The organism is Stenotrophomonas sp. YJH_SMC_53, assembly GCF_059369995.1.
In genome coordinates this window covers 167,060-189,617 of sequence record NZ_JCAFTF010000004.1, presented here as the reverse complement: position 1 = coordinate 189,617, position 22,558 = coordinate 167,060, and the positions used below count along the sequence as shown (strand labels likewise).

General features: G+C 67.6%; 22 protein-coding genes. 9 read left to right on the top strand and 13 right to left on the bottom strand.

Translation table 11 applies throughout. The features are described 5' to 3' along the window. Window positions 1-35: 35 nt before the first annotated feature. The 5 genes from AC5P7X_RS08000 to AC5P7X_RS07980 all read right to left on the bottom strand — a co-directional run bounded on the left by AC5P7X_RS08000 (window position 36) and on the right by AC5P7X_RS07980 (window position 5,339). Window positions 36-1,292: a cysteine desulfurase gene (locus AC5P7X_RS08000; RefSeq protein ID WP_005415596.1), complete on the bottom strand. Its 1,257-nt coding sequence runs from the start codon at window positions 1,290-1,292 to the stop codon at window positions 36-38. Continuing rightward, entirely contained in the window at window positions 1,289-2,551 is a 1,263-nt protein-coding gene (gene sufD, locus AC5P7X_RS07995; RefSeq protein WP_053496862.1) for a Fe-S cluster assembly protein SufD, read from the bottom strand. Before sufD ends, AC5P7X_RS08000 begins: the two co-directional genes overlap by 4 nt. Then, window positions 2,551-3,315: a Fe-S cluster assembly ATPase SufC gene (gene sufC / locus AC5P7X_RS07990; RefSeq protein WP_049414163.1), complete on the bottom strand. Its 765-nt coding sequence runs from the start codon at window positions 3,313-3,315 to the stop codon at window positions 2,551-2,553. The genes sufD and sufC overlap by 1 nt, the downstream gene beginning before the upstream one ends. Before the next feature lie 74 nt (window positions 3,316-3,389). Continuing rightward, entirely contained in the window at window positions 3,390-4,865 is a 1,476-nt protein-coding gene (gene sufB, locus AC5P7X_RS07985; RefSeq protein ID WP_019659402.1) for a Fe-S cluster assembly protein SufB, read from the bottom strand. An 18-nt stretch (window positions 4,866-4,883) separates the two neighbouring features. Beyond that, window positions 4,884-5,339, bottom strand: coding sequence for an SUF system Fe-S cluster assembly regulator (locus AC5P7X_RS07980; RefSeq protein WP_049414161.1), 456 nt, complete (start codon window positions 5,337-5,339; stop codon window positions 4,884-4,886). A 211-nt stretch (window positions 5,340-5,550) separates the two neighbouring features. Between AC5P7X_RS07980 and AC5P7X_RS07975 the strand changes: the two genes are divergently transcribed. Together AC5P7X_RS07975 and AC5P7X_RS07970 are read left to right on the top strand one after the other, a co-directional pair. Beyond that, window positions 5,551-6,018, top strand: a complete 468-nt coding sequence (locus AC5P7X_RS07975) for an SET domain-containing protein (RefSeq protein WP_012479369.1) — start codon at window positions 5,551-5,553, stop codon at window positions 6,016-6,018. A 129-nt stretch (window positions 6,019-6,147) separates the two neighbouring features. Continuing rightward, window positions 6,148-6,690, top strand: coding sequence for a type 1 glutamine amidotransferase domain-containing protein (locus AC5P7X_RS07970; RefSeq protein ID WP_005415602.1), 543 nt, complete (start codon window positions 6,148-6,150; stop codon window positions 6,688-6,690). A 38-nt stretch (window positions 6,691-6,728) separates the two neighbouring features. On the opposite strand, the gene AC5P7X_RS07965 is transcribed toward AC5P7X_RS07970, so the two are convergent. The 4 genes from AC5P7X_RS07965 to AC5P7X_RS07950 form a co-directional block, all read right to left on the bottom strand. Then, window positions 6,729-7,325, bottom strand: a complete 597-nt coding sequence (locus AC5P7X_RS07965; protein ID WP_005415603.1) for a YceB family lipoprotein — start codon at window positions 7,323-7,325, stop codon at window positions 6,729-6,731. Between the two features lie 81 nt (window positions 7,326-7,406). Then, window positions 7,407-7,946, bottom strand: coding sequence for a hypothetical protein (locus tag AC5P7X_RS07960; protein WP_329841452.1), 540 nt, complete (start codon window positions 7,944-7,946; stop codon window positions 7,407-7,409). 56 nt (window positions 7,947-8,002) lie between these two features. Further along, entirely contained in the window at window positions 8,003-8,311 is a 309-nt protein-coding gene (locus tag AC5P7X_RS07955) for a DUF3861 family protein (protein ID WP_005415605.1), read from the bottom strand. A 293-nt stretch (window positions 8,312-8,604) separates the two neighbouring features. Next, complete coding sequence (locus AC5P7X_RS07950) at window positions 8,605-9,003, bottom strand: HU family DNA-binding protein (protein ID WP_005415606.1); 399 nt, start codon at window positions 9,001-9,003, stop codon at window positions 8,605-8,607. Window positions 9,004-9,375: 372 nt separating this feature from the next. On the opposite strand from AC5P7X_RS07950, the gene AC5P7X_RS07945 reads away from it, so the two are divergent. After that, on the top strand, window positions 9,376-9,807 hold the full coding sequence (locus AC5P7X_RS07945) for an OsmC family protein (protein ID WP_005415607.1): 432 nt from the start codon (window positions 9,376-9,378) through the stop codon (window positions 9,805-9,807). Between the two features lie 99 nt (window positions 9,808-9,906). Here AC5P7X_RS07945 and AC5P7X_RS07940 read toward each other — a convergent pair whose 3' ends face one another. Beyond that, the gene (locus tag AC5P7X_RS07940) at window positions 9,907-10,785 is read right to left on the bottom strand and encodes a PhzF family phenazine biosynthesis protein (RefSeq protein ID WP_495214707.1); all 879 of its coding nucleotides are present in this window, start codon (window positions 10,783-10,785) and stop codon (window positions 9,907-9,909) included. Window positions 10,786-10,856: 71 nt separating this feature from the next. Beyond that, entirely contained in the window at window positions 10,857-11,732 is an 876-nt protein-coding gene (locus AC5P7X_RS07935) for a PhzF family phenazine biosynthesis protein (RefSeq protein ID WP_495214706.1), read from the bottom strand. A 75-nt stretch (window positions 11,733-11,807) separates the two neighbouring features. Between AC5P7X_RS07935 and AC5P7X_RS07930 the strand changes: the two genes are divergently transcribed. The 4 genes from AC5P7X_RS07930 (at window position 11,808) to AC5P7X_RS07915 (ending at window position 17,854) form a co-directional block, all read left to right on the top strand. Continuing rightward, window positions 11,808-14,402, top strand: a complete 2,595-nt coding sequence (locus AC5P7X_RS07930; RefSeq protein ID WP_061479209.1) for a bifunctional aspartate kinase/diaminopimelate decarboxylase — start codon at window positions 11,808-11,810, stop codon at window positions 14,400-14,402. Window positions 14,403-14,478: 76 nt separating this feature from the next. Next, a complete protein-coding gene (gene murL, locus AC5P7X_RS07925; protein WP_329841454.1) occupies window positions 14,479-15,831 on the top strand; it encodes a UDP-N-acetyl-alpha-D-muramoyl-L-alanyl-L-glutamate epimerase in 1,353 nt (450 codons plus the stop codon). Continuing rightward, window positions 15,812-17,221, top strand: a complete 1,410-nt coding sequence (gene murD, locus AC5P7X_RS07920) for a UDP-N-acetylmuramoyl-L-alanine--D-glutamate ligase (protein ID WP_053496872.1) — start codon at window positions 15,812-15,814, stop codon at window positions 17,219-17,221. The genes murL and murD overlap by 20 nt, the downstream gene beginning before the upstream one ends. Before the next feature lie 99 nt (window positions 17,222-17,320). Further along, window positions 17,321-17,854 carry a hypothetical protein gene (locus tag AC5P7X_RS07915; RefSeq protein ID WP_053496874.1) on the top strand — a complete coding sequence of 178 codons (534 nt, stop codon included), beginning with the start codon at window positions 17,321-17,323 and terminating at the stop codon, window positions 17,852-17,854. Window positions 17,855-17,914: 60 nt separating this feature from the next. Here AC5P7X_RS07915 and AC5P7X_RS07910 read toward each other — a convergent pair whose 3' ends face one another. Continuing rightward, window positions 17,915-18,511, bottom strand: a complete 597-nt coding sequence (locus AC5P7X_RS07910) for an SMI1/KNR4 family protein (protein WP_053496876.1) — start codon at window positions 18,509-18,511, stop codon at window positions 17,915-17,917. 133 nt (window positions 18,512-18,644) lie between these two features. Between AC5P7X_RS07910 and AC5P7X_RS07905 the strand changes: the two genes are divergently transcribed. Further along, the gene (locus tag AC5P7X_RS07905; protein WP_053496878.1) at window positions 18,645-19,436 is read left to right on the top strand and encodes a dienelactone hydrolase family protein; all 792 of its coding nucleotides are present in this window, start codon (window positions 18,645-18,647) and stop codon (window positions 19,434-19,436) included. 258 nt (window positions 19,437-19,694) lie between these two features. On the opposite strand, the gene AC5P7X_RS07900 is transcribed toward AC5P7X_RS07905, so the two are convergent. After that, the gene (locus AC5P7X_RS07900; RefSeq protein WP_253136511.1) at window positions 19,695-20,693 is read right to left on the bottom strand and encodes a polyprenyl synthetase family protein; all 999 of its coding nucleotides are present in this window, start codon (window positions 20,691-20,693) and stop codon (window positions 19,695-19,697) included. A gap of 214 nt (window positions 20,694-20,907) precedes the next feature. On the opposite strand from AC5P7X_RS07900, the gene AC5P7X_RS07895 reads away from it, so the two are divergent. After that, the gene (locus AC5P7X_RS07895) at window positions 20,908-22,521 is read left to right on the top strand and encodes an alpha-glucosidase family protein (RefSeq protein ID WP_053496882.1); all 1,614 of its coding nucleotides are present in this window, start codon (window positions 20,908-20,910) and stop codon (window positions 22,519-22,521) included. The last annotated feature ends 37 nt before the right edge of the window (window positions 22,522-22,558 follow it).

The window sequence follows — 22,558 nt, the reverse complement described above, 5'->3', positions numbered from 1 at the left end:
CGGCGTTCTCGTTGCTTCCGGCTGCGCTGTGAGTCTTACCCCAGCAGCTTGCGTACCTTGGTCAGCGCGGTCATGAACCGCTCGATCTCGGCGTGCGTGTTGTAGAACGCCAGCGAGGCGCGGCAGGTGGCGGCGACGCCGAAGTACTGCAGCAGCGGGTGTGCGCAGTGCTGGCCCGATCGCACGGCCACGCCTTCCAGGTCGAGCAGGGTGGCCAGGTCGTGCGCATGCGCACCATCGATCAGGAACGAGACCACGGCCGCCTTCTCCGGTGCCTGGCCGATGATGCGCAGGCCGTCGACGCGGCGCAGTTCCTCGGTGAAGTGCGCCAGCAGTTCGGCTTCGCGCGCTTCCACGTTGTCCTGGCCAAGCTGCTGCAGGTAGTCGGCGGCCACGCCCAGGCCGATGAAACCGGCGATGTTCGGGGTGCCGGCTTCGAACTTGTGCGGGGCGTCGTTGAACACGGTGCCGTCGAAGCTGACTTCCTTGATCATCTCGCCGCCGCCGAGGAACGGCGGCATCGCGTCCAGATGCTCGCGACGGGCCCACAGCGCGCCGGTGCCGGTCGGACCACACATCTTGTGGCCGGTGATCGCGTAGAAGTCGCAGCCGATCGCGGCGACGTCGACCTTGCGGTGCGGTACTGCCTGCGAGCCATCGACCACGGTGATGATGCCGCGCTTGCGCGCTTCACGGCAGATCTCGCGCACCGGGTTGACCGTGCCCAGCACGTTGGAGACATGGGTGACCGCCAGCAGCTTGACCTCCGGGGTCATCGCCGCGCGTAGCGCATCCAGGTCCAGCGCGCCGTCAGGCGTGATCTCGGCCACGCGGATGGTGGCACCGGTACGCTGCGCGACCAGCTGCCACGGCACGATGTTGGCGTGGTGCTCCATGCGCGACACCAGGATCACGTCGCCGGCCTTCAGCCGCGGCAGCGCCCACGAATACGCCACCAGATTGATGGCGAAGGTGGTGCCGCTGCACAGCACCAGGTCGCTGGGGCGCACGTTGAGGAAGCGGGCCAGCGTGTTGCGTGCGCCTTCGTAGGCGTCGGTAGCTTCGCTGCCGAGCGCGTGCACCGCGCGGCTGACGTTTGCGTTGTAGCGGCGGTAGAACTCGTCCACCGCGCCGATCACCTGCACCGGCTTCTGGCCGGTGTTGGCATTGTCGAAATAGACCAGCGGCTTGCCGTGCACTTCGCGCATCAGCAGCGGGAAGTCGAGGCGGACGCGGTCCCAGTCGGGCGCGCCGGTGCGTTCTTCGATCGGGCGCGGCGTGGACAGGTTCATGCCACACCCGCCTCGGCCAGGGCCTTGTCCAAACGGCGTGCCAGCTGCTCGCGCAGGGCTTCCGGCAGGATCTTCAGCGGCTCATGGCAGAACGCAGCGCTGAGCAGCGCCTGCGCCTGGGCCTGCGGCAGGCCGCGCGAGCGCAGGTAGAACAGCGCATTGGCATCGAGCTGGCCGACGGTGGCGCCATGCGCGGCCTTCACTTCATCGGCGTCGATCACCAGCGTCGGCTGGGTATCGATCTCGGCGTCGGCCGACAGCAGCAGGTTCTTGTTGGACAGGTTCGCATCGGTGCCGTCGGCGCCTTCGCGGATCTGGATGCCGCCATGGAACACCACGCGGCTGCGGTTGGCGGCAACGCCGCGCCACAGCAGTTCGCAGGCGGTATCGCGCGCGATGTGATCGATGCCCAGCCGGGTCTCGACGTGGCGGCGGCCATTGCCGAGCAGCACGCCGTTGGCGGTCAGCTGGGCGTTGTCGCCTTCCAGTCGCACGTTCAGTTCATGGCGGCTGAGCGCGGCGCCCAGTTCCAGGTCGACGCGGTGGTACTGCGCGTCGCGGGCCAGCACCGCGTCGGTACGCAGGAAGCTGGTCTGGCGCGCGCTGCCGGCCTGCACGCGGGCGTGCTTGAGCACGGCGTCGCGCGCGACGTGGGCATGCAGCACGGTGTTGTCCAGGTGGGCGGAGTCACCCACGCTGAAGCGGTGCTCGACCACGCCGAGGCTGGCGCCGGCACGCAGTTCGATCAGGTGGCGGTGATGCCAGGCCAGGTCGGTCTCGCCGGCCACACTGGCGAACACCAGCTGCAGCGGCGCTTCGACCTGCACGCCTTCATCCACGCGCAGCACCACGCCTTCATCGGCCAGCGCGGCATTCAGGCGGGCGAAGATCTCTTCGCTGCGTTCGTAGCGACGGCCAAGGAAACGCACGGCGTCTTCGCCGGCGGCCAGCGCGGCCGACAGCGGCTGCAGCTGCACGCCGGACGGCAGGGCCTGCACGTCGCTCAGCGCGGCATCCAGGCGACCGTTGACGAACACCAGGCGCGGCGCCGGGATGTCGTCCAGCAGCGCGGCGTCCAGCGCCGGGCCCTGCACCGGTGCCGCAGCAAACGCACGGCGTTCGAGCTGGCGCAGCGAGGTGTACTTCCAGGCTTCATTGCGAGCGGCCGGCAGGCCATCGCGCAGGGCCGCATCCAGCACTTCGCGGCGCGCATCGCTGCCGCAGAAGGCCTGGGCCATCGAGTCGAGCAGGGCGCTCATCAGACCGCCGCCTCGGGCACGACCCGGTCCTTCAGGAAATCATAGCCGTGCGCTTCCAGTTCCAGCGCCAGCTCGGGGCCGCCGCTCTTGACGATGCGGCCATCGGCCAGCACGTGCACCACGTCCGGCTTGATGTAGTCCAGCAGGCGCTGGTAATGGGTGATGACCAGGAACGAACGGTCGGCGGCGCGCAGCGCATTGACGCCGTCGGCCACGCTCTTCAGCGCGTCGATGTCCAGGCCCGAGTCGGTCTCGTCGAGGATGGCCAGCTTCGGTTCCAGCACGGCCAGCTGGAAGATCTCGTTGCGCTTCTTCTCGCCGCCGGAGAAGCCTTCGTTGACGCCACGATGCAGCAGCTCGTCCTTCAGGTGCAGCACGGCCAGCTTCTGGCGCACCAGCTTGAGGAACTGCATGGAGTCGAGTTCGTCCTCACCGCGTGCCTTGCGCTGGGCGTTCAGTGCCGCGCGCAGGAAGTAGGTGTTGTTCACGCCCGGGATCTCCACCGGGTACTGGAACGCCAGGAACAGGCCGGCAGCGGCACGCGCTTCCGGGTCCTGCTCCAGCAGGTCGACACCGTCGAACTGCACGCTGCCTTCGGTCACTTCGTAGCCGTCGCGGCCGGCCAGCACATTGCCCAGGGTGGACTTGCCTGCGCCGTTCGGGCCCATGATGGCGTGCACCTGGCCGGGCTTCACATCCAGCGACAGGCCCTTGAGGATTTCCTTGTCGCCGATGCGGGCGTGGAGATTGTCGATCTTCAGCATGGTGGGGGTTTCCGTGGGGCGGGCCTGGGCCCGCCGGTAAAGAGAATGCGTTTGCGAGGGGCAGGGGCGGGCGGTCAGCCCACCGAACCTTCCAGCGAGACTTCCAGCAGCTTCTTGGCTTCCACTGCGAACTCCATCGGCAGTTCGCGGAACACCTGCTTGCAGAAGCCGTCGACGATCATCGACACCGCGTCTTCCTGGCTGATGCCACGGGCGCGGCAGTAGAACAGCTGGTCGTCGGAAATCTTCGAGGTGGTGGCTTCGTGCTCGACGGTGGCGCCCGGGTTCTTCACCTCGATGTAGGGGAAGGTGTGGGCACCGCACTGCTTGCCGATCAGCAGCGAATCGCACTGGGTGTAGTTGCGCGCGCCGTCGGCATTGCGGTCCACGCGCACCAGGCCGCGGTAGGTGTTCTGGCCGCGGCCGGCGCTGATGCCCTTGCTGACGATCTTGCTCTTGGTGCGCTTGCCGACGTGGATCATCTTGGTGCCGGTGTCGGCCTGCTGGCGGTGATGGGTCAGCGCGACCGAGTGGAACTCACCGACCGAATCGTCGCCCAGCAGCACGCACGAGGGGTACTTCCAGGTGATCGCCGAGCCGGTCTCGACCTGGGTCCAGGTGACCTTGCTGCGCGCGCCGCGGCATTCGGCACGCTTGGTGACGAAGTTGTAGATGCCGCCGACACCGTTCTCGTCGCCCGGGTACCAGTTCTGCACCGTGGAGTACTTGATCTCCGCATCTTCCAGTGCCACCAGTTCGACCACCGCAGCGTGCAGCTGGTTCTCATCGCGCATCGGTGCGGTGCAGCCTTCCAGGTAGGAGACGTAGGCCTTGTCCTCGCACACGATCAGGGTGCGCTCGAACTGGCCGGTGTGGCCGGCGTTGATGCGGAAGTAGGTGCTCAGTTCCATCGGGCAGCGCACGCCTTTGGGAATGAACACGAAGCTGCCATCGGAGAACACCGCCGAGTTGAGTGCGGCGAAGTAGTTGTCACCCACCGGCACCACGGTGCCCAGGTACTGGCGCACCAGCTCCGGGTGTTCCTTGATGGCCTCGGACATCGAGCAGAAGATGATGCCCTTCTCGGCCAGTTCCTTGCGGAAGGTGGTACCGACGGAGACCGAGTCGAACACCGCATCCACCGCCACGCCGGCCAGCTTGGCGCGCTCGTGCAGCGGCACGCCCAGCTTGTCGTAGGTGTCGAGCAGTTCCTTCGGCACGTCGTCCAGCGAGGCGTACTTCGGGCCCTTCGGCGCGGAGTAGTAGCTGAGCGCCTGCAGGTCGATCGGGGCGATCTCCAGCTTGGCCCAGTCCGGCATCGGCAGGGTCAGGAAGTGGCGATAGGCGTCCAGGCGCCACTGCGTCATCCACTCCGGCTCGTCCTTCTTGGCCGACAGGGCACGGATGGTGTCCTCGTCCAGGCCCGGCGGCAGGGAGTCCGACTCGATCTCGGTGATGAAGCCGGCCGAATACTTGCGGCCGAGCTGCTCGTGGATCTCGCGGTTGGGGGTGTCGTCGTGGGCGACGTTTTCGATGGTTTCGGTGGCCATGGGGGGGCTGCCTGTGGATCAGGAGACGACGTCGACAGCGATGGTGCGGCGCTGTTCGTCATCGGCAAGGGGAAGAGGGGGCAGGATCTGCGCAAGACTGACGTCGCGCAGGGCCTCGGAGACCACGTCGTTGATCAACCGCCAGCTGCTGCGCGCGCCGCACTTGGGTGCCATGCCGCACTGGTGGTGGTCGTGGCTGCATTCGGTCAGGGCAAGCGGCCCTTCCATCGCTTCGACCACTTCGAACAGCGAGATCTCGATGGCCGGGCGGGTCAGCCGGTAGCCGCCACGGACGCCGCGCAGGCCTTCGACCAGGCCGGCCTGGGCCAGCGGCTTGAGTACCTTGCTGACGGTGGGCGGCTCCAGGCCGGTGAATTCGGCCAGTTCGGTGGCACTGAGCACCTCGCCCGGACGGGCGGCGAGCACGGTCAGCACGACGGTGGCGTAATCGGTGAGCTTGGTGACGCGCAACATGGGGATGCGAGTGGTTCTTAAAGCGGACTGAAATTGTACGCTTTTATTCGCCACCATCCAACCCGGGCATTCAGCCGGCGCTGGGGCCGGGCCGGGAGGCGTTGCCAGCGGGCGCTGCCGGGGGCGCCATGCTGCGCCAACCGGGTGATTTTCGCAATCACCCGGAATGGGCGAGAATCCCTGTTCCATCCGCTGCAAACAGCCCGTGCCGATGCCGAAGAAGATCCAAGCCCGCAAGTCCGCCATCCATGGCAACGGCGTGTTCGCCGTCGCCCCGATCAAGCAGGGCGAGCGCGTGATCCAGTACAAGGGCCTGCTGCGCAGCCATGGCGACGTTGATGCCGATGACAGCGGCGACGTCGAAAGCGGCCATACCTTCCTGTTCACCCTCAATGACGACTGGGTGATCGATGCCAACTACAAGGGCAACGATGCGCGCTGGATCAACCACAGCTGCGACCCGAACTGCGAGGCGGTGATCGAGGAGGATGAGGATGGCGACAGCCGTGGCGACAAGGTGTTCATCGAGGCGCTGCGCGATATCAAGGCTGGCGAAGAGCTGACCTACAACTACGGCATCACGCTGGCCGAGCGCCACACCGCCAAGCTGAAGAAGATCTGGGAATGCCGCTGCGGCTCGCCCAAGTGCACCGGCACCATGCTGCAGCCCAAGCGTTGACCCGCGACGGGGAGTGCCGGCCAGCAGCCGGCACTAGCGGGAGGCTCTCCACCTGCCGTGCACGGCAGGGTCACCGCCGTGCAAGGGCCGTTCGTCCACGCTGTGCACTCCCCCAACTGGAGTGCACCCATGGCAGAGCGATTGAAGGGCAAACAGATCGCAATCCTCGCGACCCACGGCTTTGAACAGTCCGAATTGACCGAGCCCAAACGGCTGCTGGAAGCGGAAGGTGCGCGGGTCAGCGTGGTGTCGCCCGCAAAGGAGGCGACCATCAAGGGCTGGAAAGAGAAGAACTGGGGCGACGCCGTCGCGGTCGACATTCCGCTGGACGAGGCGGATCCGGCGGGCTTTGATGCCCTGGTGCTGCCAGGGGGCGTCATCAATCCGGACACACTGCGCACCGACGACGCGGTGCTCAGCTTCATCCGCTCAGTGGATGAAGCCGGCAAGCCCGTCGCGGCGATCTGCCATGGTCCGTGGCTGCTGATCAACAGCGGGCTGGCAGATGGCCGCGAGCTGACCTCCTGGCCCTCCCTTCAGCAGGACCTGGCCAACGCGGGCGCGAACTGGCGCGATGCCGAGGTCGTGGTCGACGGCAACGTGATCACCAGCCGCAAGCCGGATGACATTCCTGCTTTCAGCGAGGCGGTGGTCAAGGCACTTGCCGCGTGATGCCTTGCCGGTAGTGCCGGCCGCCGGCCGGCACTACCTTATTTGCCCAGCAGGCCTGCCGGCACCAGGTTGCCCAGGTTCTGGTTGAAGGTGACCACCAGCTTGCCGTTCTTGACCTGTGCCGCCTGCACCTGCAGCGCGCCGAGCACCCCGGCCACGGCCGGGTCCAGCTTGTAGATCGGTTCGCGCTGGGCGTAGTCGCTCAGCCAGGCATTGAGCAGGCCGCGGGTGCGTGAGTCGAGGCGGCCGCCCTGGTTGGCCGGGGTGAAGTCATCCACGCTGGGCTGCTGCAGGTGGAAGCCCTGGGTCTGCGCGTCGTAGCGCAGGCCGCTGCTGAGCTTCACCGTACCCAGTTTGGCCGGGTTGCCGCCGGCGGTGGCCAGTGCCACGTCCATGCCAAGGTTCAAGCGCTCGCCGGCCGGAAGGCTCAGCTGAGGATGGCTCATGGTCAGGGAGATCAGGCCGCCAAGGGCATCCTGGGTGCGCGGGAAGCTGCCATCGAGGTACTGCTGCACGTCGCTGGCACCCACCGACAGTTCGCGGCCGGAAATGGAGGGAGCCGCCTGCGCGCCGATCGCAGCGGCGATCAGTACGGTGGAGGCAGCGAGGCGGGTCATCAGGGAACGCAGGCGCATGGCGGTGACCGATGGCAGGGAATGGATGGATCAAAGAGTAGCCGTGCAGGCTGAATCGCGCGTGCATGCGGCTGTAACGGTTCAGTCCAGCATCGGACGCAGTTGCGCCGACTGGATCTGCCAGGCGCTGCCATCGCTGCTGGGTTGCACGCGGTACCAGCCACCGAAGCGGAACGCACCGTTGGCGGTGACCGCGCGGATCTGCACCGGCACTTCAAGCAGCTGCGGTGGCTGCCGATCGTCGCGGGCGAGCGGGGGGTCGCTGTGCAGGCGCAGGGTGCGCAGGTCCTGCAGCTGCCGCAGTGCGGCGTCGTCCGCATGCCGCGGGTCGCTGGGCGGGATCGTCCAGGCGGCATCGCTGGCGGCGCGGTCGCGGTTGAGCAACGCCGCTACGTAGCGGTTGAGCATCGTCGATGGCGGCTCGGCACCGTCGGCGACAGCAGACAGCACCGGCATTTCACTTGCCTGCACTGCTGCGGGATCGCGGCCGGTGCGGGTGTCCGTGGCTGCGGTGGCAGCGACGGGAGCGGACGCTGCCGCGATGTCGCCGGTCGTCTGTGCTGCCGGGCGTGAACAGCCCAGCAGCACCAAGGGTGCGATCAGCAACAGGTTCCTGCGCATGTCTGCCTCCTCCGCGAGGCAACCTGGAGGGCGGCAGTGTAGCGATTGCGCCGGGATCAGCGGGAGGAGGGCAGCTGATCCAGAGCGTCCAGCGCTGGCAGGACCTGGCCGGCGATGGCCGCCAGTGCGTGGCCGCCGGTCTCGGCATGGCGCTGCACGATATCGCGCAGCAGCTGGGTGGCGATCACCAGGGTCGCACGCTCGTCGCCGCTGATACCGGCGGTACGCGGGGCCGCCTCCAGCAGGCGCATCAGGTCGCGGCTGGCGCGATGCTCCAGTTCGATGGTGCAGCGCCCTGTGCACTGCAGCCCGTCCTTTTCGATGGGGGTCACCGAGATCCGGTAGCGGGTGGAGGGGCTGGCCATGAGGGTGTGCTCGCCGTAGCTGTGGAGGATGTGCCCACCATAGGCAAGGCCACGGCCTGAGGCGACGGCCGGCGCTGCACGCAGTGTTCCACCCGGTACGTTCCAGCACCTGCCCAAGCCGCGCTCGGCCAGTGGCGACGGGCCTGTACGGGCATTGCCGGGGAGGCGGCAACGCTGTGTTGCGGATTGCCGCAGCGCGACGCATCCACGCATGGCGTGGATCTACCGCCGGGCACGCAAAAAAAACGGGACGGCCAGAGCCGTCCCGTCGGAATCCACGTTGGGGCGCGCGCTTACAGCGCGGCGTCCTTCAGCTTCTTCAGCGGACGCACCTTCAGCTTGGTGGTGGCCGGCTTGGCGGCGAACCACTGCTCTTCCTTGGTGAACGGGTTGATGCCCTTGCGCTTCGGCTTGGCCGGCACATTGACGGTGGTGATCTTCAGCAGGCCCGGCAGGGTGAAGGAGCCAGCGCCCTTCTTGTGCACCGAGGAGGCGACGGCGCTTTCCAGCGAGGCCAGCACAGCGCGGACGTCCTTGGCGATGACGCCGGAGGCTTCAGCGATGTGTGCAACCAGGCCGGACTTGGTCAGCACTTCCTTGATCGGCTTCGGAGCGGCCGGCTTGGCGGCTGCCTTCGTCGCGACTTTCTTCGCTGCCTTCTTCGGGGCAGCCTTCTTAGCGGTCTTTGCCATGGTTTCCTGTTCCGTGAACGGTTGGTTGTTTGGTCGGCGCCGAACCCCGTCGGCAAGCGCAATGTAGGGCAACTCTTGGGCGCCGCCAATAGCCCGAAGCGCGGAAAGTGCATGTTTTTTCATATCCAGGCCGATTCAGTACATGGTCGGCGGTGGGGGATGGGGGCACGCCAGCGTGTTCGATCGCCGGCGCCCGCCGATCGGTGGGGTGCGCGAAACCACTGAAAACAAGAGGAAAATGCGTTCCGGGCTGGCGAGGAAGTGTCCACGCGCCGGGCTCGGGGACGACGTCCGGCGTGCGGCGGAGCGACGCAGGGCTAACGCGTGGCGTGCCAGGGTAGCCGTTCATCACCGCCACGCAGGAGCAGCACAATGGGAATCTCGCGACACGCCACCGCGCACTGGGAAGGCGATCTGAAGACGGGCAAGGGCCAGTTGAGCACGCCGCAGAGTGGGCTGCTGGAGAAGACCCGCTACGGTTTCAACAGCCGCTTCGGCGACGAAAAGGGCACCAATCCGGAAGAGCTGATCGCCGCCGCGCACGCGGGTTGTTTCACCATGGCGCTGTCGGCCAAGCTCGGCGAAGCAGGCTTCACCCCGACCTCGCTGGACACCGAAGCCAAGGTCGACCTGTCGCTGGAAGGCGGTCCGCAGCTGTCGCAGATCCGCCTGAAGGTCAGGGCGGTGGTGCCCGGCATCGATGCGACGCAGTTCCGTGCCATTGCCGATGACGCCAAGCAGAACTGCCCGGTATCCAAGGCGCTGAGCGCGGTGCCGATCAGCCTGGAAGCCGAACTGGGCTGAGCCGGCGCATCTGTAGAGCCGAGCCCATGCTCGGCTTCTGCAGGTCCCGTGATCTGGCCGAGGAGCAGCCGAGCGTGGGCTCGGCTCTACAGTATCCCTTTACCAATCAAGGGTGCCGGTGATCACCGTCTGCACCTGGCCGCCCGACCAGACCTCGCCGTCCTCGTCGACCCGCAGGGTGAGGCGCGCATCGTGGCCGACTTCGCGGCCCTGGCTGACTTCGAACGGCGCACGGCCACGTGGCAGCGCGTCGCGCAGGTCCAGCCACGCGGCCAGCACTGCATTGGCGGCCCCCGAGGCGGCGTCCTCGAAGCGCCGACCATTGCCGACGAAAGCGCGCACGGCCAGATCGAATCCCTCACTGCCATCGCTGAAGGCATAGGCGAACACGCCCATGCTGTCGGTGGACTCGGCCAGCGCAGCCACCGCGTCCCAGTCAGGGCGCAGCGCGCGTAGTGCTGCTTCATCGGCCACCTGCACCACCCACCAGCTGCGTCCGCCCTGCATGCGCGCCGGCGGCAGCGAGCCCAGTGGCCAGTCCTTCAGTGCTGCCCGCAGGTGCGGATCGGTGGCTTCAGCGGTCTCCGCCAACTGCGCGCGCGGGGTGCGGATGGCGATGCGCTGCTGCGCGCCCTCACCGCTGACGCGCAGCGGCAGGGCGCCGGCAATGCCGTCCTGCACCAGCACGCCGTCGATCGGTGTGGCCAGGCCTGCCTGCAGTACCGCATGCGCCGTGCCGACGCTGGGGTGGCCGGCGAACGGCACTTCCTTCTGCGGGCTGAACATGCGCAGCCGGTAGCTGGCACCGGCGGCCTGGGGCGGGAACACGAAGGTGGTCTCGGGCAGGCGCGTCCAGCGTGCGATGGCCTGCATGCTGGCGTCGTCCAGGCCTTCGGCATCGAGTACCACGGCCAGCGGGTTGCCAGCGCCGGCGCGCGGGGAGAACACATCCAGCTGCAGGAAACGGCGGGTGGTCATCGGGGCGAAACTCCAGGATCGGGTGGCGCGCAGCTTAACGCGCCGCTGCAGCGCCGAGCCTACGCTCGGCTTTACAGCCAACGGATCTGGCCGTCGATGACCGGCTGCACCTGGCCGCCGATCCACACCGTGCCCTGCGCATCGACCTGTACCTGCACGCGACCATCGCGACCGACTTCGCGGCCCTGGCTGGCCACGTAGCGGCCCTCGCGGCCGGGCAGGGCATTGCGCTGCCGCAGCCAGGCGCCGATCAGTGCATTGGCACTGCCGGTCACGGGATCCTCGGGCACGGCGGGCGCATCAGCGGGGCAGAAGGCACGCACCACGCGGGTGTGGCCGGTGCCGGCTTCATCGGCGAAGACGGCCAGGCCTGTAGCGTCGGTGGCGAGGCTCCAGTCGGCCAGCGCGGCCATGTCCGGTGCCAGCTCGCGAACGGCGGCGGCATCGCGCAGTGGCAGCAGCCACCAGCGTGCGCCGTTGTCCCAGAGTTCGGGCACCTGCCCGTCGGCAGCGAGCGCCAACAGCGCGGCGGGCGCTCCGTCTGCCTCCGTGTCCAGTTGCCGTGCCGGCGGGCTGGCCAGCTGGATCTCCAGTGCCTCGGCCGGGCCGCTCACCCGTACTGGCAGCACCCCTGCCGCGCATTGCTGCAGCAGGGCGCCGTCGCGCGGTTGGGCCAGGCCGTAGGTCACCGCCGCCCAGGCGGCGCCGACGCTGGGGTGGCCGGCGAAGGCCAGCTCACGGGTCGGGGTGAAGATGCGGATGTGGTAGTCGGCGCCGGGCGCGGTGGGGCGCAGGAAGAACACCGTCTCGGACAGGTTCAGCCAGGCGGCCAGGGCCTGCATCTGGCTGCTGGAGAGCGCGTCGGCGTCCAGGATGACGCCCAGTGGATTGCCGGTTCCGGGGCGGGGGGCGAAGACATCGAGCTGCAGGTAACGGAGGACGGCCATCTACGGGGATATTGCGCTTAGAATCAAAGGTTCCGCCCCCGAGGGCGGCTTCCCCACATTCTACATAGCCAATCCATGTCAGCTTCCCCCCTTGTCGATCGTTGGATCGTACTGAAGTTCGGCGGCACTTCGGTGTCGCGTCGTCACCGCTGGGACACGATCGGGAAGCTGGCGAAAAAACGCGCGGAAGAGACCGGATCGCGCGTGCTGGTGGTGGTATCGGCGCTGTCCGGGGTCACCAACGAACTGACCGCGATTGCCGACGGCGCGCCGGACAGCGGTGATCGAGTGGCAGCGCTTGTCGAGCGCCATGAGGGCTTCCTGGCCGAACTCGGCCTGGGCCGCGAGGTGTTGGCCGAACGGCTGGCGGCGCTGCAGGGCCTGCTCGACGATGCGCGGGCGGCCACCCGTCCGCTGGATTGGCAGGCCGAAGTGCTGGGCCAGGGCGAGCTGCTGTCCTCCACCCTGGGCGCGGCCTATCTGCGCGCCTCGGGCCTGGACATGGGCTGGATGGACGCCCGCCAGTGGCTGGACGCGATGCCGCCGCAGCCGAACCAGAGCGACTGGTCGCAGCGCCTGTCGGTGAACTGCCAGTGGCGCGCAGACGCGGAGTGGATGCAGCGCTTCCGCGCGCAGCCGACCCGCCTGCTGATCACCCAGGGCTTCATTTCGCGGCATGCCGATGGCGGTACCGCCATCCTTGGCCGTGGTGGCTCGGATACCTCGGCGGCGTACTTCGGTGCGCTGCTCGGCGCCAGCCGGGTGGAGATCTGGACCGATGTGCCGGGCATGTTCAGCGCCAATCCGAAGGACGTGCCGGACGCGCGCCTGCTGACCCGCCTGGACTATTACGAGGCGCAGGAAATCGCCACCACCGGCGCCAAGGTGCTGCACCCGCGCTCGATCAAGCCGTGCCGCGATGCCGGCGTGCCGATGGCCATCCTCGATACCGAGCGCCCGGAACTGCCGGGCACCAGCATCGATGGCAGCGCCGCACCGGTGCCGGGGGTGAAGGCGATCAGCCGCCGCAATGGCATCGTGCTGGTGTCGATGGAAGGCATCGGCATGTGGCAGCAGGTCGGCTTCCTGGCCGATGTGTTCAACCTGTTCAAGAAGCACGGCCTGTCGGTGGACCTGATCGGTTCGGCCGAGACCAACGTCACCGTGTCGCTGGACCCGTCCGAGAACCTGGTCAACACCGATGTGCTGGCCGCGCTGTCGGCCGACCTGTCGCAGATCTGCAAGGTGAAGGTGATCGTGCCGTGCGCGGCGATCACCCTGGTGGGCCGCGGCATGCGGTCGCTGCTGCACAAGCTGTCGGACGTGTGGGCCACCTTCGGCCGCGAGCGCGTGCACATGATCTCGCAGTCGTCCAACGACCTGAACCTGACCTTCGTCATCGACGAGGCCGATGCCGATGGCCTGCTGCCGATCCTGCACGCAGAGCTGATCGACAGCGGCGCGATGCCGGTGGAAGAGACCGAAGTGTTCGGCCCGCGCTGGCGCGAGATTGCCGGCACCGTGCGCCCGCGCGGCACGCCGTGGTGGCGCGGCCAGCGTGCGCACCTGCTGCAGCTGGCCGATGCTGGTACGCCGCGCTACGTCTACCACCTGCCGACGGTGCGTGCCCGCGCCCGTGCGCTGGCCGCGATCAAGCCGATCGACCAGCGTTACTACGCGATCAAAGCCAACAGCCACCCGGCCATCCTGCAGCTGCTGGAAGCGGAGGGCTTCGGCCTGGAGTGCGTGTCGCACGGTGAGCTGAAGCATGTGTTCCAGCACCTGCCGGAACTGTCGCCCAAGCGCGTGCTGTTCACCCCCAGCTTCTGCCCGCGCAGCGAGTACGAGGCGGCGTTCGCGCTGGGCGTGACCGTGACCGTCGACAACGTGGAAGCGCTGCAGCGCTGGCCGGACCTGTTCCGCAACCGCGAGCTGTGGCTGCGCGTCGATCTGGGCCGGGGCGAGGGCCACCACGCCAAGGTCCGTACCGGTGGCAAGGAGTCCAAGTTCGGCCTGCCGATCGCCCGCGTCGACGAGTTCGTGCGCGCGGCCACCGAACTGGGCAGCCGCGTGGTGGGCCTGCATGCGCACCTGGGCAGCGGCGTGGAAACCGCGCAGCACTGGCGCCTGATGTGCGATGAGCTCGCCGGTTTCGCTCGCCGCATCGGCAGCGTACAGACCATCGATATCGGTGGCGGCCTGCCGATTCCGTACAGCGACGAAGACGAACCCTTCGACCTGGACGCCTGGGCCGAGGGCCTGGCCGAGGTCAAGGCACTGCACCCGGCATTCCGCCTGGCGATCGAGCCGGGCCGCTACCTGGTGGCCGAATCGGGCGTGCTGCTGACCCATGCCACCCAGGTGGTGGAAAAGGACGGTGTGCGCCGTGTGGGCCTGGACGCCGGCATGAACGCACTGATGCGCCCGGCGCTGTACGACGCCTGGCATGACATCGAGAATCTCAGCCGCCAGGGCGGTTATGCCGAAGCGGCGTTCGATGTGGTCGGGCCGATCTGCGAATCCAGCGATGTGTTCGGCAAGCGCCGCAAGCTGCCGGTGTCGACCGCGCCGGACGACGTGATGCTGATCGCCGATGCCGGTGCCTACGGCTATGTGATGGCCAACACCTACAACCAGCGGATGCTGCCGCGCGAAGACGTGATCGAATGACCACCGCACGCGGGCTGCACCCGCCCACCGACACGCCCCGCGCCCTCGCGCGGGCCCGTGCCTGACCGGATACACCATGACTGCTTTCGACAAACACCAGGTTTCCCGCTTCCGCTTCGTCCGCTGCGACTTCGCAGCGGATACCGGCGTGGCCCGGCTGGTCTATGCCTTCGACGACGGCCCCGAGATGGTGGAGACCATCACTGTGCCGGGTGCCCCGTTCGTGCTGGACGAGGCGCGCGCCGCTGCCGTGCAGCGCGCGCTGCAGCTGCTGCACCTGATTGCCGGCGTCAGCTACTACAAGGCCGGCGTACCGGATACGGTCAGCATCGACAGTTACAGCATCGATGCCGATACCGCCGCACTGGTGGAGACCATTTACCTCAATGGCCTGGGCGAATTCGCCTACCGTAACGGCCTGAACCTGCGCGGCCGCTTCCGGTTGCCGGTGCAGGGCGAGGCCGGGCAGGCGCCGGCGCTGGGCCTGCAGCCGCACGCACTGGTGGCCATCGGCGGCGGCAAGGATTCGCTGGTCAGCATCGAAGCGCTGCGCCGTGCCGGCGTGGACGAGACCGTGACCTGGATCGGTGGTTCGCAGCTGATCCGCGCCTGCGCCGAGCGCACCGGCCTGCCGACATTGAACCTGGGCCGCACGCTGGCACCGGAACTGTTCGAGTTGAACCGCCAGGGCGCCTGGAACGGCCACATCCCGGTGACGGTGGTGAACTCGGCAATCATGGTGCTGGCGGCCCTGCTGCACGGCGTGGACCAGGTCGTGTTCTCCAACGAGCGTTCGGCCAGCTACGGCAGCCAGATTCCGGGCACCGGCGAAGTGAACCACCAGTGGTCCAAGGGCTGGGCCTGTGAGCAGGCGTTCGGCAGCCATGTGCAGAAGTACGTTGCGGCGGACCTGCAGTACTACTCGCTGCTGCGCCCGATGTCCGAGCTGGCGGTGGCCCGCCAGTTCGCCAAGACCGATTTCTACGACGCGCACTTCTCCAGCTGCAACCGCAATTTCCACATCCTCGGCGAGCGCCCGGTGAACCGCTGGTGCGGCGTCTGCCCGAAGTGCCATTTCGTGTTCCTGGCGCTGGCTCCGTTCATGCCCAAGACGCGCCTGGTGCGCATCTTCGGCCGCAACCTGCTGGACGATGCCGAGCAGGCCGCTGGCTTCGACGCGCTGCTGGAGTTCCAGGACCACAAGCCGTTCGAGTGCGTGGGCGAAGGCCGCGAATCGCGTGCGGCGATGGCGACCCTGGCCCAGCGCCCGGAATGGAAGGAAGACGTGTTGGTGAAGCGCTTCTGCAATGAAATCCAGCCGCAGCTGGATGCCGCCGAACTGGAACTGGCGCCGCTGCTGCAGTTGCAGGGCGAGCACCGCGTTCCGGCTGCGCTGTGGGACCGGGTGCGTGAAGATTTCGAAGCTTGAAGGAAAGCGCGTCGCGCTGTGGGGCTGGGGCCGCGAGGGCCGTGCCGCGTTTGCGGTACTTCGTGAGCGCCTGCCCACGCTGCCGCTGAGCCTGTTCTGCCCGGCGGCCGAAGTCGGGGCCGCACGCATGGAAACACAGGGCGCCCTGGACGTGCGTGGCGAGCCTTCCGCTGAAGCGCTGGCCGCGTTCGACGTGGTGATCAAATCGCCCGGCATCAGTCCCTATCAGCCGATCGCGCTGGCGGCGGCAGCGCAGGGCACCACCTTCATCGGCGGCACTGCGCTGTGGTTCGCCGAGCATGCGGCTGACGATGGCATCGTGCACGACACCGTGTGCGTGACCGGCACCAAGGGCAAGAGCACCACCACCGCGCTGGTCGCGCACCTGTTGCGCGCGGCCGGCCACCGCACCGGACTGGTCGGCAACATCGGCCTGCCGCTGCTGGAGGTGCTGGACCCGCAGCCGGCGCCCGAGTACTGGGCCGTCGAGCTGTCCAGCTACCAGACCGGTGAAGTGGCGCGCAGTGGCGCCCACCCGCAGGTGGCAGTGGTGCTGAACCTGTTCCCGGAACACCTGGACTGGCACGGCAGCGAACGGCGTTACATCGAAGACAAGCTGCGGCTGGTGACGGAAGCCGCGCCGCGCATTGCCGTGCTCAATGCGGCCGATCCGCACCTGGCGGCACTGTCGCTGCCCGATAGTGAGGTGGTCTGGTTCAACCAGCCGCAGGGCTGGCATATGCGGGGCGACATCGTGCATCGCGGCGAACAGGCGGTGTTCGATACCCGCGACACGCCGCTGCCGGGACGCCACAACCGCGGCAATCTGTGCGCGGTGCTGGCTGCACTGGAAGCGCTGGGCCTGGATGCCGTGGCGCTGGCACCGTCAGTGCAGGATTTCCGCCCGCTGCCGAACCGCCTGCAGCGCATCGGCGTGGCCGATGGCCTGACCTACGTCAATGATTCGATCAGCACCACGCCGCATGCCAGCCTGGCCGCGCTGGAGTGCTTTGCTGGGCAGCGCATCGCGCTGCTGGTGGGCGGGCACGACCGTGGCCTGGATTGGACCGACTTCATGCAGCACATGGCGCACGATGTGCCGCCGGTGGAGATCGTGACCATGGGCAGCAACGGCCCGCGCATCCACGCGATGCTGCAGCCGCTGGCCGATGCTGGCCGCTTTGGCCTGCACGCTGCGGGCGATCTCGCCGAGGCGATGGCGTTGGCGCGCATGGCGCTGGGCGCACAGGGCGGGGTGGTGCTGCTGTCGCCGGGTGCGCCGAGCTTCGGGGCCTACCGCGATTACGTGGCGCGCGGACGCCATTTCGCCGAACTGGCCGGGTTCGATCCGGACAGCATCAGCGCGATTCCGGGGTTGGGCATCGCCTGACCGGCGGGATCGGGGGGCGGATCCCTTTCCGCGGGAAAGGGTTCTGACCCCATCGTGCATTTATCATGCAGGCATCCCCGGACGGACCCGGATGCCCGCATGTGCACCTTCATTACCCTGTTCCTGCCCGCATCCTTATCGCACGTTGAAGCCGCCGCGATCATGCAGCGCAGTGGCCGGCGCCTGTTTGCGCAGGATTCGCCCAGCCTGCAGTCAGCGGTCGGGCCCGGTTGGCAGCCGTGGTTGAGTGCCGTGCACTGCGATTGCGGCACGTCGCTGGCCTCGGCGCAGGCGGTTCGTGAGTGGAACGGCGATGCCGAACGCTGGCGCAGGAAGGGCTGGAGCGAAGCGAAGATCGCGCGCGCGTTGGCGGCGCAGTTGGCGCGGCATGAACAGGATCAGCAGGCACGCCGCGATGAAGCCCTGGATGATGCCGGCCAGTGGTTGCAGCGTATCGACGCGCTGTTGCAGGCTGGGGCCGCGCGCATCGGCCTGCTGGTGCGCGACTATGACGGTTCGGTGGGTGCCCGGCAGCCGAAGCCGCCGGAACGGCGCTGGTCGCGGGATCAGCTGGCCGCAGCGGACCTGCTGGCGTTCGAGCCGGGCACGTTGCATTGGATCGAGCGTGGGTGAGGTCGTCATCCACGCATGGCGTGAATCTACTGTAGAGCCGAGCCCATGCTCGGCTGGGTTTCAATCCTCGTCCTGGTCGATGAACGCATAATCGCGATCAATCATCTGTTGCAGGTACGCGTCGAAGCTGGGGGCGATCACTGCGTAGCTGTCTGGATCGTGCAGGTAGCGCACCACCTGGCCGACCGTACCACCCGGTGCCGGATCGAAATCCAGGTACAGCATCGAGGTGCCGCCGTTGTTCATGCAGTGCGAGAAGCACAGGCGCCTGCTCATCGGCAGATCACCGTCGATGCCTTCACCGAGGATCTCCGGCTCCTCATCCAGCCACTCTTCGTAGATGGAACGGATGCTGTCGTCCCACTGCTGCTGGTCCTCGAAGATCTGCGCGACCGAGCGCAGGTAGTACGGGTAGCCACCGTCCTCCACGTCCGAGCCCAGCATCAGTACGCAGACCTTGCCGCCGGGGTACTCCCGGTAGTGGGTGCCATCCACGCGCGATAGGAGTTCCACCAGGCTGCCCGGCACCTGCGGCCACTGCACACGCAGGCGCTGCAGGTCCTCGGCGCTGGCGCCCTGGACATGTGCCCACTGCGGGGCATCCTCGGCAGGCAAACGCGGGATCAGGCCAGACAGAAAGCGATCAACAAGATTCATGCAAAAAAAGGGGACGGAGGGGATTAAGTCGTATCCAACCACACCTGCGTCACGCCGCCAATGCAGAATGCGACGCGGGAGGGGCGAATACGGCTTAATCCCCTCCGTCCCCTTTTTCTTGTGGAGCAGGCGCATGAATCGTTGGCGATGCGGTGTGGCGATGATGCTGGGGCTGGCGACGATGCCGGCCTGGGCGGCGATGAAGACGCAGCCGGTGGAGTGGAAGCACCAGGGCACGACCTTCAGTGGCGTGCTGGTCTATGACGATGGTGGGCACGACAAGCGCCCGGGCCTGGTGATGGTGCCGAACTGGAAGGGTGTGAACGAGTCGGCCATCGAGAAGGCCAAGCAGCTGGCCGGTGATGACTACGTGGTGCTGGTGGCCGATGTCTATGGCAAGGACGTGCGGCCGAAGAGTGATGCGGAGGCGGGGCCGGTGGCCAGCAAGCTGCGCAATGACCGGCCGCTGCTTCGTGCGCGTGCACTGGAAGCGGTGAACGTGCTCAAGGCGCAGGCCGGCAAGGTGCCGCTGGATGCCAGCCGGATCGGTGCGGTCGGTTTCTGTTTCGGTGGCACCACGGTGCTGGAGCTGGCCCGCGCCGGTGCGCCGCTGGCCGCTGTGGTCAGCCTGCACGGTGGGTTGGGTTCGCCCTTGCCGGCGCAGGCCGGTGGCACCCATCCGTCCGTGCTGGTGCTCAATGGGGCCGATGACAAGAGCGTGACCGCCGAGGACATCGCCGCTTTCCAGAAGGAAATGGACGCGGCCAAGGTCGATTGGGAGTTCACCAACTACAGCGGTGCCGTGCACTGCTTCGCCGAGCGCGACGCCAACAGCCCGCCGGGGTGCCAGTACAACGAGCGGGCGGCAAAGCGCGCGTGGAAGGCGCTGGATGAGTTCTTCGAGGAGCGGTTCGAGAAGCGTTGAGCCGTGTAGTGGTAGTGCGGGCCGCTGGCCGGCAACCTCATGATGCTGCGGACGTCATCGGAAATGCCGGCCTGCGGCCGGCACTACCGATGCTTCAGTGCCGACCAACGGTCGGCACCTACCGATGCTTCAATGCCGGCCAGCGGCCGGCACTACCAGATGTGGTCAATGCGACCGTTTCAGTGCCGACCAACGGTCGGCACCGACCGGAATGCCGGTTTGGTGGGTGCCGACCGTTGGTCGGCACACCTCAGCCGGTCAATGCGAGCGCTGCACCGCGTAGCGGGCCAGGCCGCGCAGGGCAGCCACGGCGTCATTGTCGCCCAGGCCGTCGAGCGCACGCTCGGCGGCTTCGGCGTACTCTTCGGCACGGCGGCGGCTGTACTCCAGGCCGCCGGTAGCGCGGATCGCGGCCAACACCTCCGGCATCGCCGAGGCATCGCCGTCCTGCACGATGGTGCGCAGGCGCTCGCGGGTGGCGCCGTCGGAGTGCGCCATCGCGTGGATCAGCGGCAGCGTCGCCTTGCCTTCGGCCAGATCATCGCCCAGGTTCTTGCCCAGCTCGTCGGCGTTGGCCGAGTAGTCCAGCACGTCGTCGGCGATCTGGAACGCGTAGCCCAGGTGCATGCCGTAGTCGAACAGGGCCTGTTGCTTGGCTTCGTCCACGCCACTGGCCAGCGCGCCCAGGCGGGTGCCGGCGGCGAACAGCACCGCGGTCTTGCGCTCGATCACGCGCAGGTACGCGGCTTCGTCAGTATCGGGGTTGTGCACATGCAGCAGCTGCAGCACTTCACCCTCGGCGATGCGGTTGGTGGCGTCGGCCAGGATCTGCATCACCGGCATGCGCTCCAGCTCGACCATCAGCTGGAAGCTGCGCGAGTACAGGAAGTCGCCCACCAGCACGCTGGGCGCGTTGCCCCACAGTGCGTTGGCGGTGCTGCGGCCACGGCGCAGGCTGGATTCGTCCACCACGTCGTCGTGCAGCAGGGTAGAGGTGTGGATGAACTCGATGATCGCCGCCAGCTGGTGGTGCTCCGGGCCGGCCTGGCCGACCGCGTGGCCGGCCAGCATCACCAGCATCGGGCGCAGGCGCTTGCCGCCGGCGGAAATGATGTGGTCGGCGATCTGGTTGATCAGCACGACGTCCGAGGACAGCCGGCGCCGGATCAGGGCGTCGACGGCGGCCATGTCGGCCGCGGCAAGCGACTGGATCTGGGGCAGGCCCAGGGCGGGACGGGTGTCTTCGGTGATGGTCATGCGATCAGGCTTTCAGGCTCACCATCGATTATAGGCGCTGGCCGTGAATTCGGGCGCAAACCGGCCCGAGCGGCAATTCCAGCCCGGCCTGCGCGGCCCTTCGCGTGAATACGTATGCAGGTTGCGCCATGCCCGCGAGGCCACCGCTAAGCTTGCCGGATCAGGATTTCGGCCCGCTGCCGGCGGGTCCCGCATGCCCGGAGGGGGGCTGTCGATGTCGCACTATCCATGGTGGCGCGGAGCCGTCATCTACCAGATCTACCCGCGCAGTTTCCTCGATGCCAACGGCGATGGGGTGGGCGACCTGCCGGGCATCATCGAGCGCCTGGACTACATTGCCGCGCTGGGCGTGGATGCGATCTGGATCTCGCCGTTCTTCAAGTCCCCCATGGCCGACTTCGGCTACGACATCGCCGACTATCGCGACGTCGACCCGCTGTTCGGCAGCCTGGACGACTTCGACCGCCTGCTGGCCAAGGCCCACGGCCTGGGCCTGAAGGTGATGATCGACCAGGTGCTGAGCCATACCTCGATCGAGCATGCCTGGTTCCGCGAGAGCCGCCAGGACCGCAGCAATCCGAAGGCGGACTGGTACGTCTGGGCCGACCCGCGCGAGGACGGCACCCCGCCCAACAACTGGCTGTCACTGTTCGGCGGCTGTGCCTGGCAATGGGAGCCGCGCCGCGAGCAGTACTACCTGCACAACTTCCTGGTCGACCAGCCGGACCTGAACTTCCATCACCCGGACGTGCAGCAGGCCACCCTGGACAATGTCCGCTTCTGGCTCGATCGCGGCGTGGATGGCTTCCGCCTGGATGCGATCAACTTCTGCTTCCACGATGCGCAGCTGCGTGACAACCCGCCCAAGCCGGCGGAGAAGCGGGTGGGGCGCGGCTTCAGCCCGGACAACCCGTACGCTTACCAGTACCACTACTACAACAATACCCAGCCGGAGAACCTGCCGTTCCTGGAGCGCTTGCGCGCGCTGCTGGATCAGTACCCGGGCGCGGTCAGCCTGGGCGAGATCTCCTCGGAGGACTCGCTGGCGACCACCGCCGAGTACACCCGCGATGGCCGCCTGCACATGGGGTACAGCTTCGAGCTGCTGGTGAACGACTACAGCGCGGCCTACATCCGCGACACGGTCTCACGCCTGGAAGCGGCGATGACCGAAGGCTGGCCGTGCTGGGCGGTTTCCAATCACGACGTGGAGCGGGCGGTGAGCCGCTGGGGCGGCCATCCGGCTGACCCGCGCCTGGCGCGGATGCTGGTGGCGATGCTGTGCTCGCTGCGCGGTTCGGTCTGCCTGTACCAGGGCGAGGAGCTCGGCCTGGCCGAGGCCGAGGTGCCATTCGAGGCCCTGCAGGACCCCTACGGCATCACCTTCTGGCCGAACTTCAAGGGCCGTGATGGCTGCCGCACCCCGCTGCCGTGGACCGATGCACCGCTGGCCGGCTTCACCAGCGGCCAGCCCTGGCTGCCGATTCCGGCCGAGCACCGGGCGGCGGCGGTGGCCGTGCAGGAGCGCGATCCGCTCTCGGTCCTGGCCGCATTCCGGGCCTTCCTGGCCTGGCGGCATACCCAGCCGGCCCTATTGCATGGCAGCATCCGATTCATCGAGAGCGCCGAGCCAGTGCTGCTGTTCGAGCGTATGCTTGCAGATGAAACCCTCCTGCTGGCCTTCAACCTGTCGGCCGAGGCGGTGACCCATCCGCTGCCGCCGGGCAACTGGCAGCAGGTGGCGGTACCGGGCCCGGATGCGGGCACGGTGCAGGGCAACGAACTCCAGCTGCCGCCGCGTGCGGTGTATTGCGCCCGACGCAGCTGACCGTTTTCTCCGGTGGCGGTACTTGCGGGGACGGGGC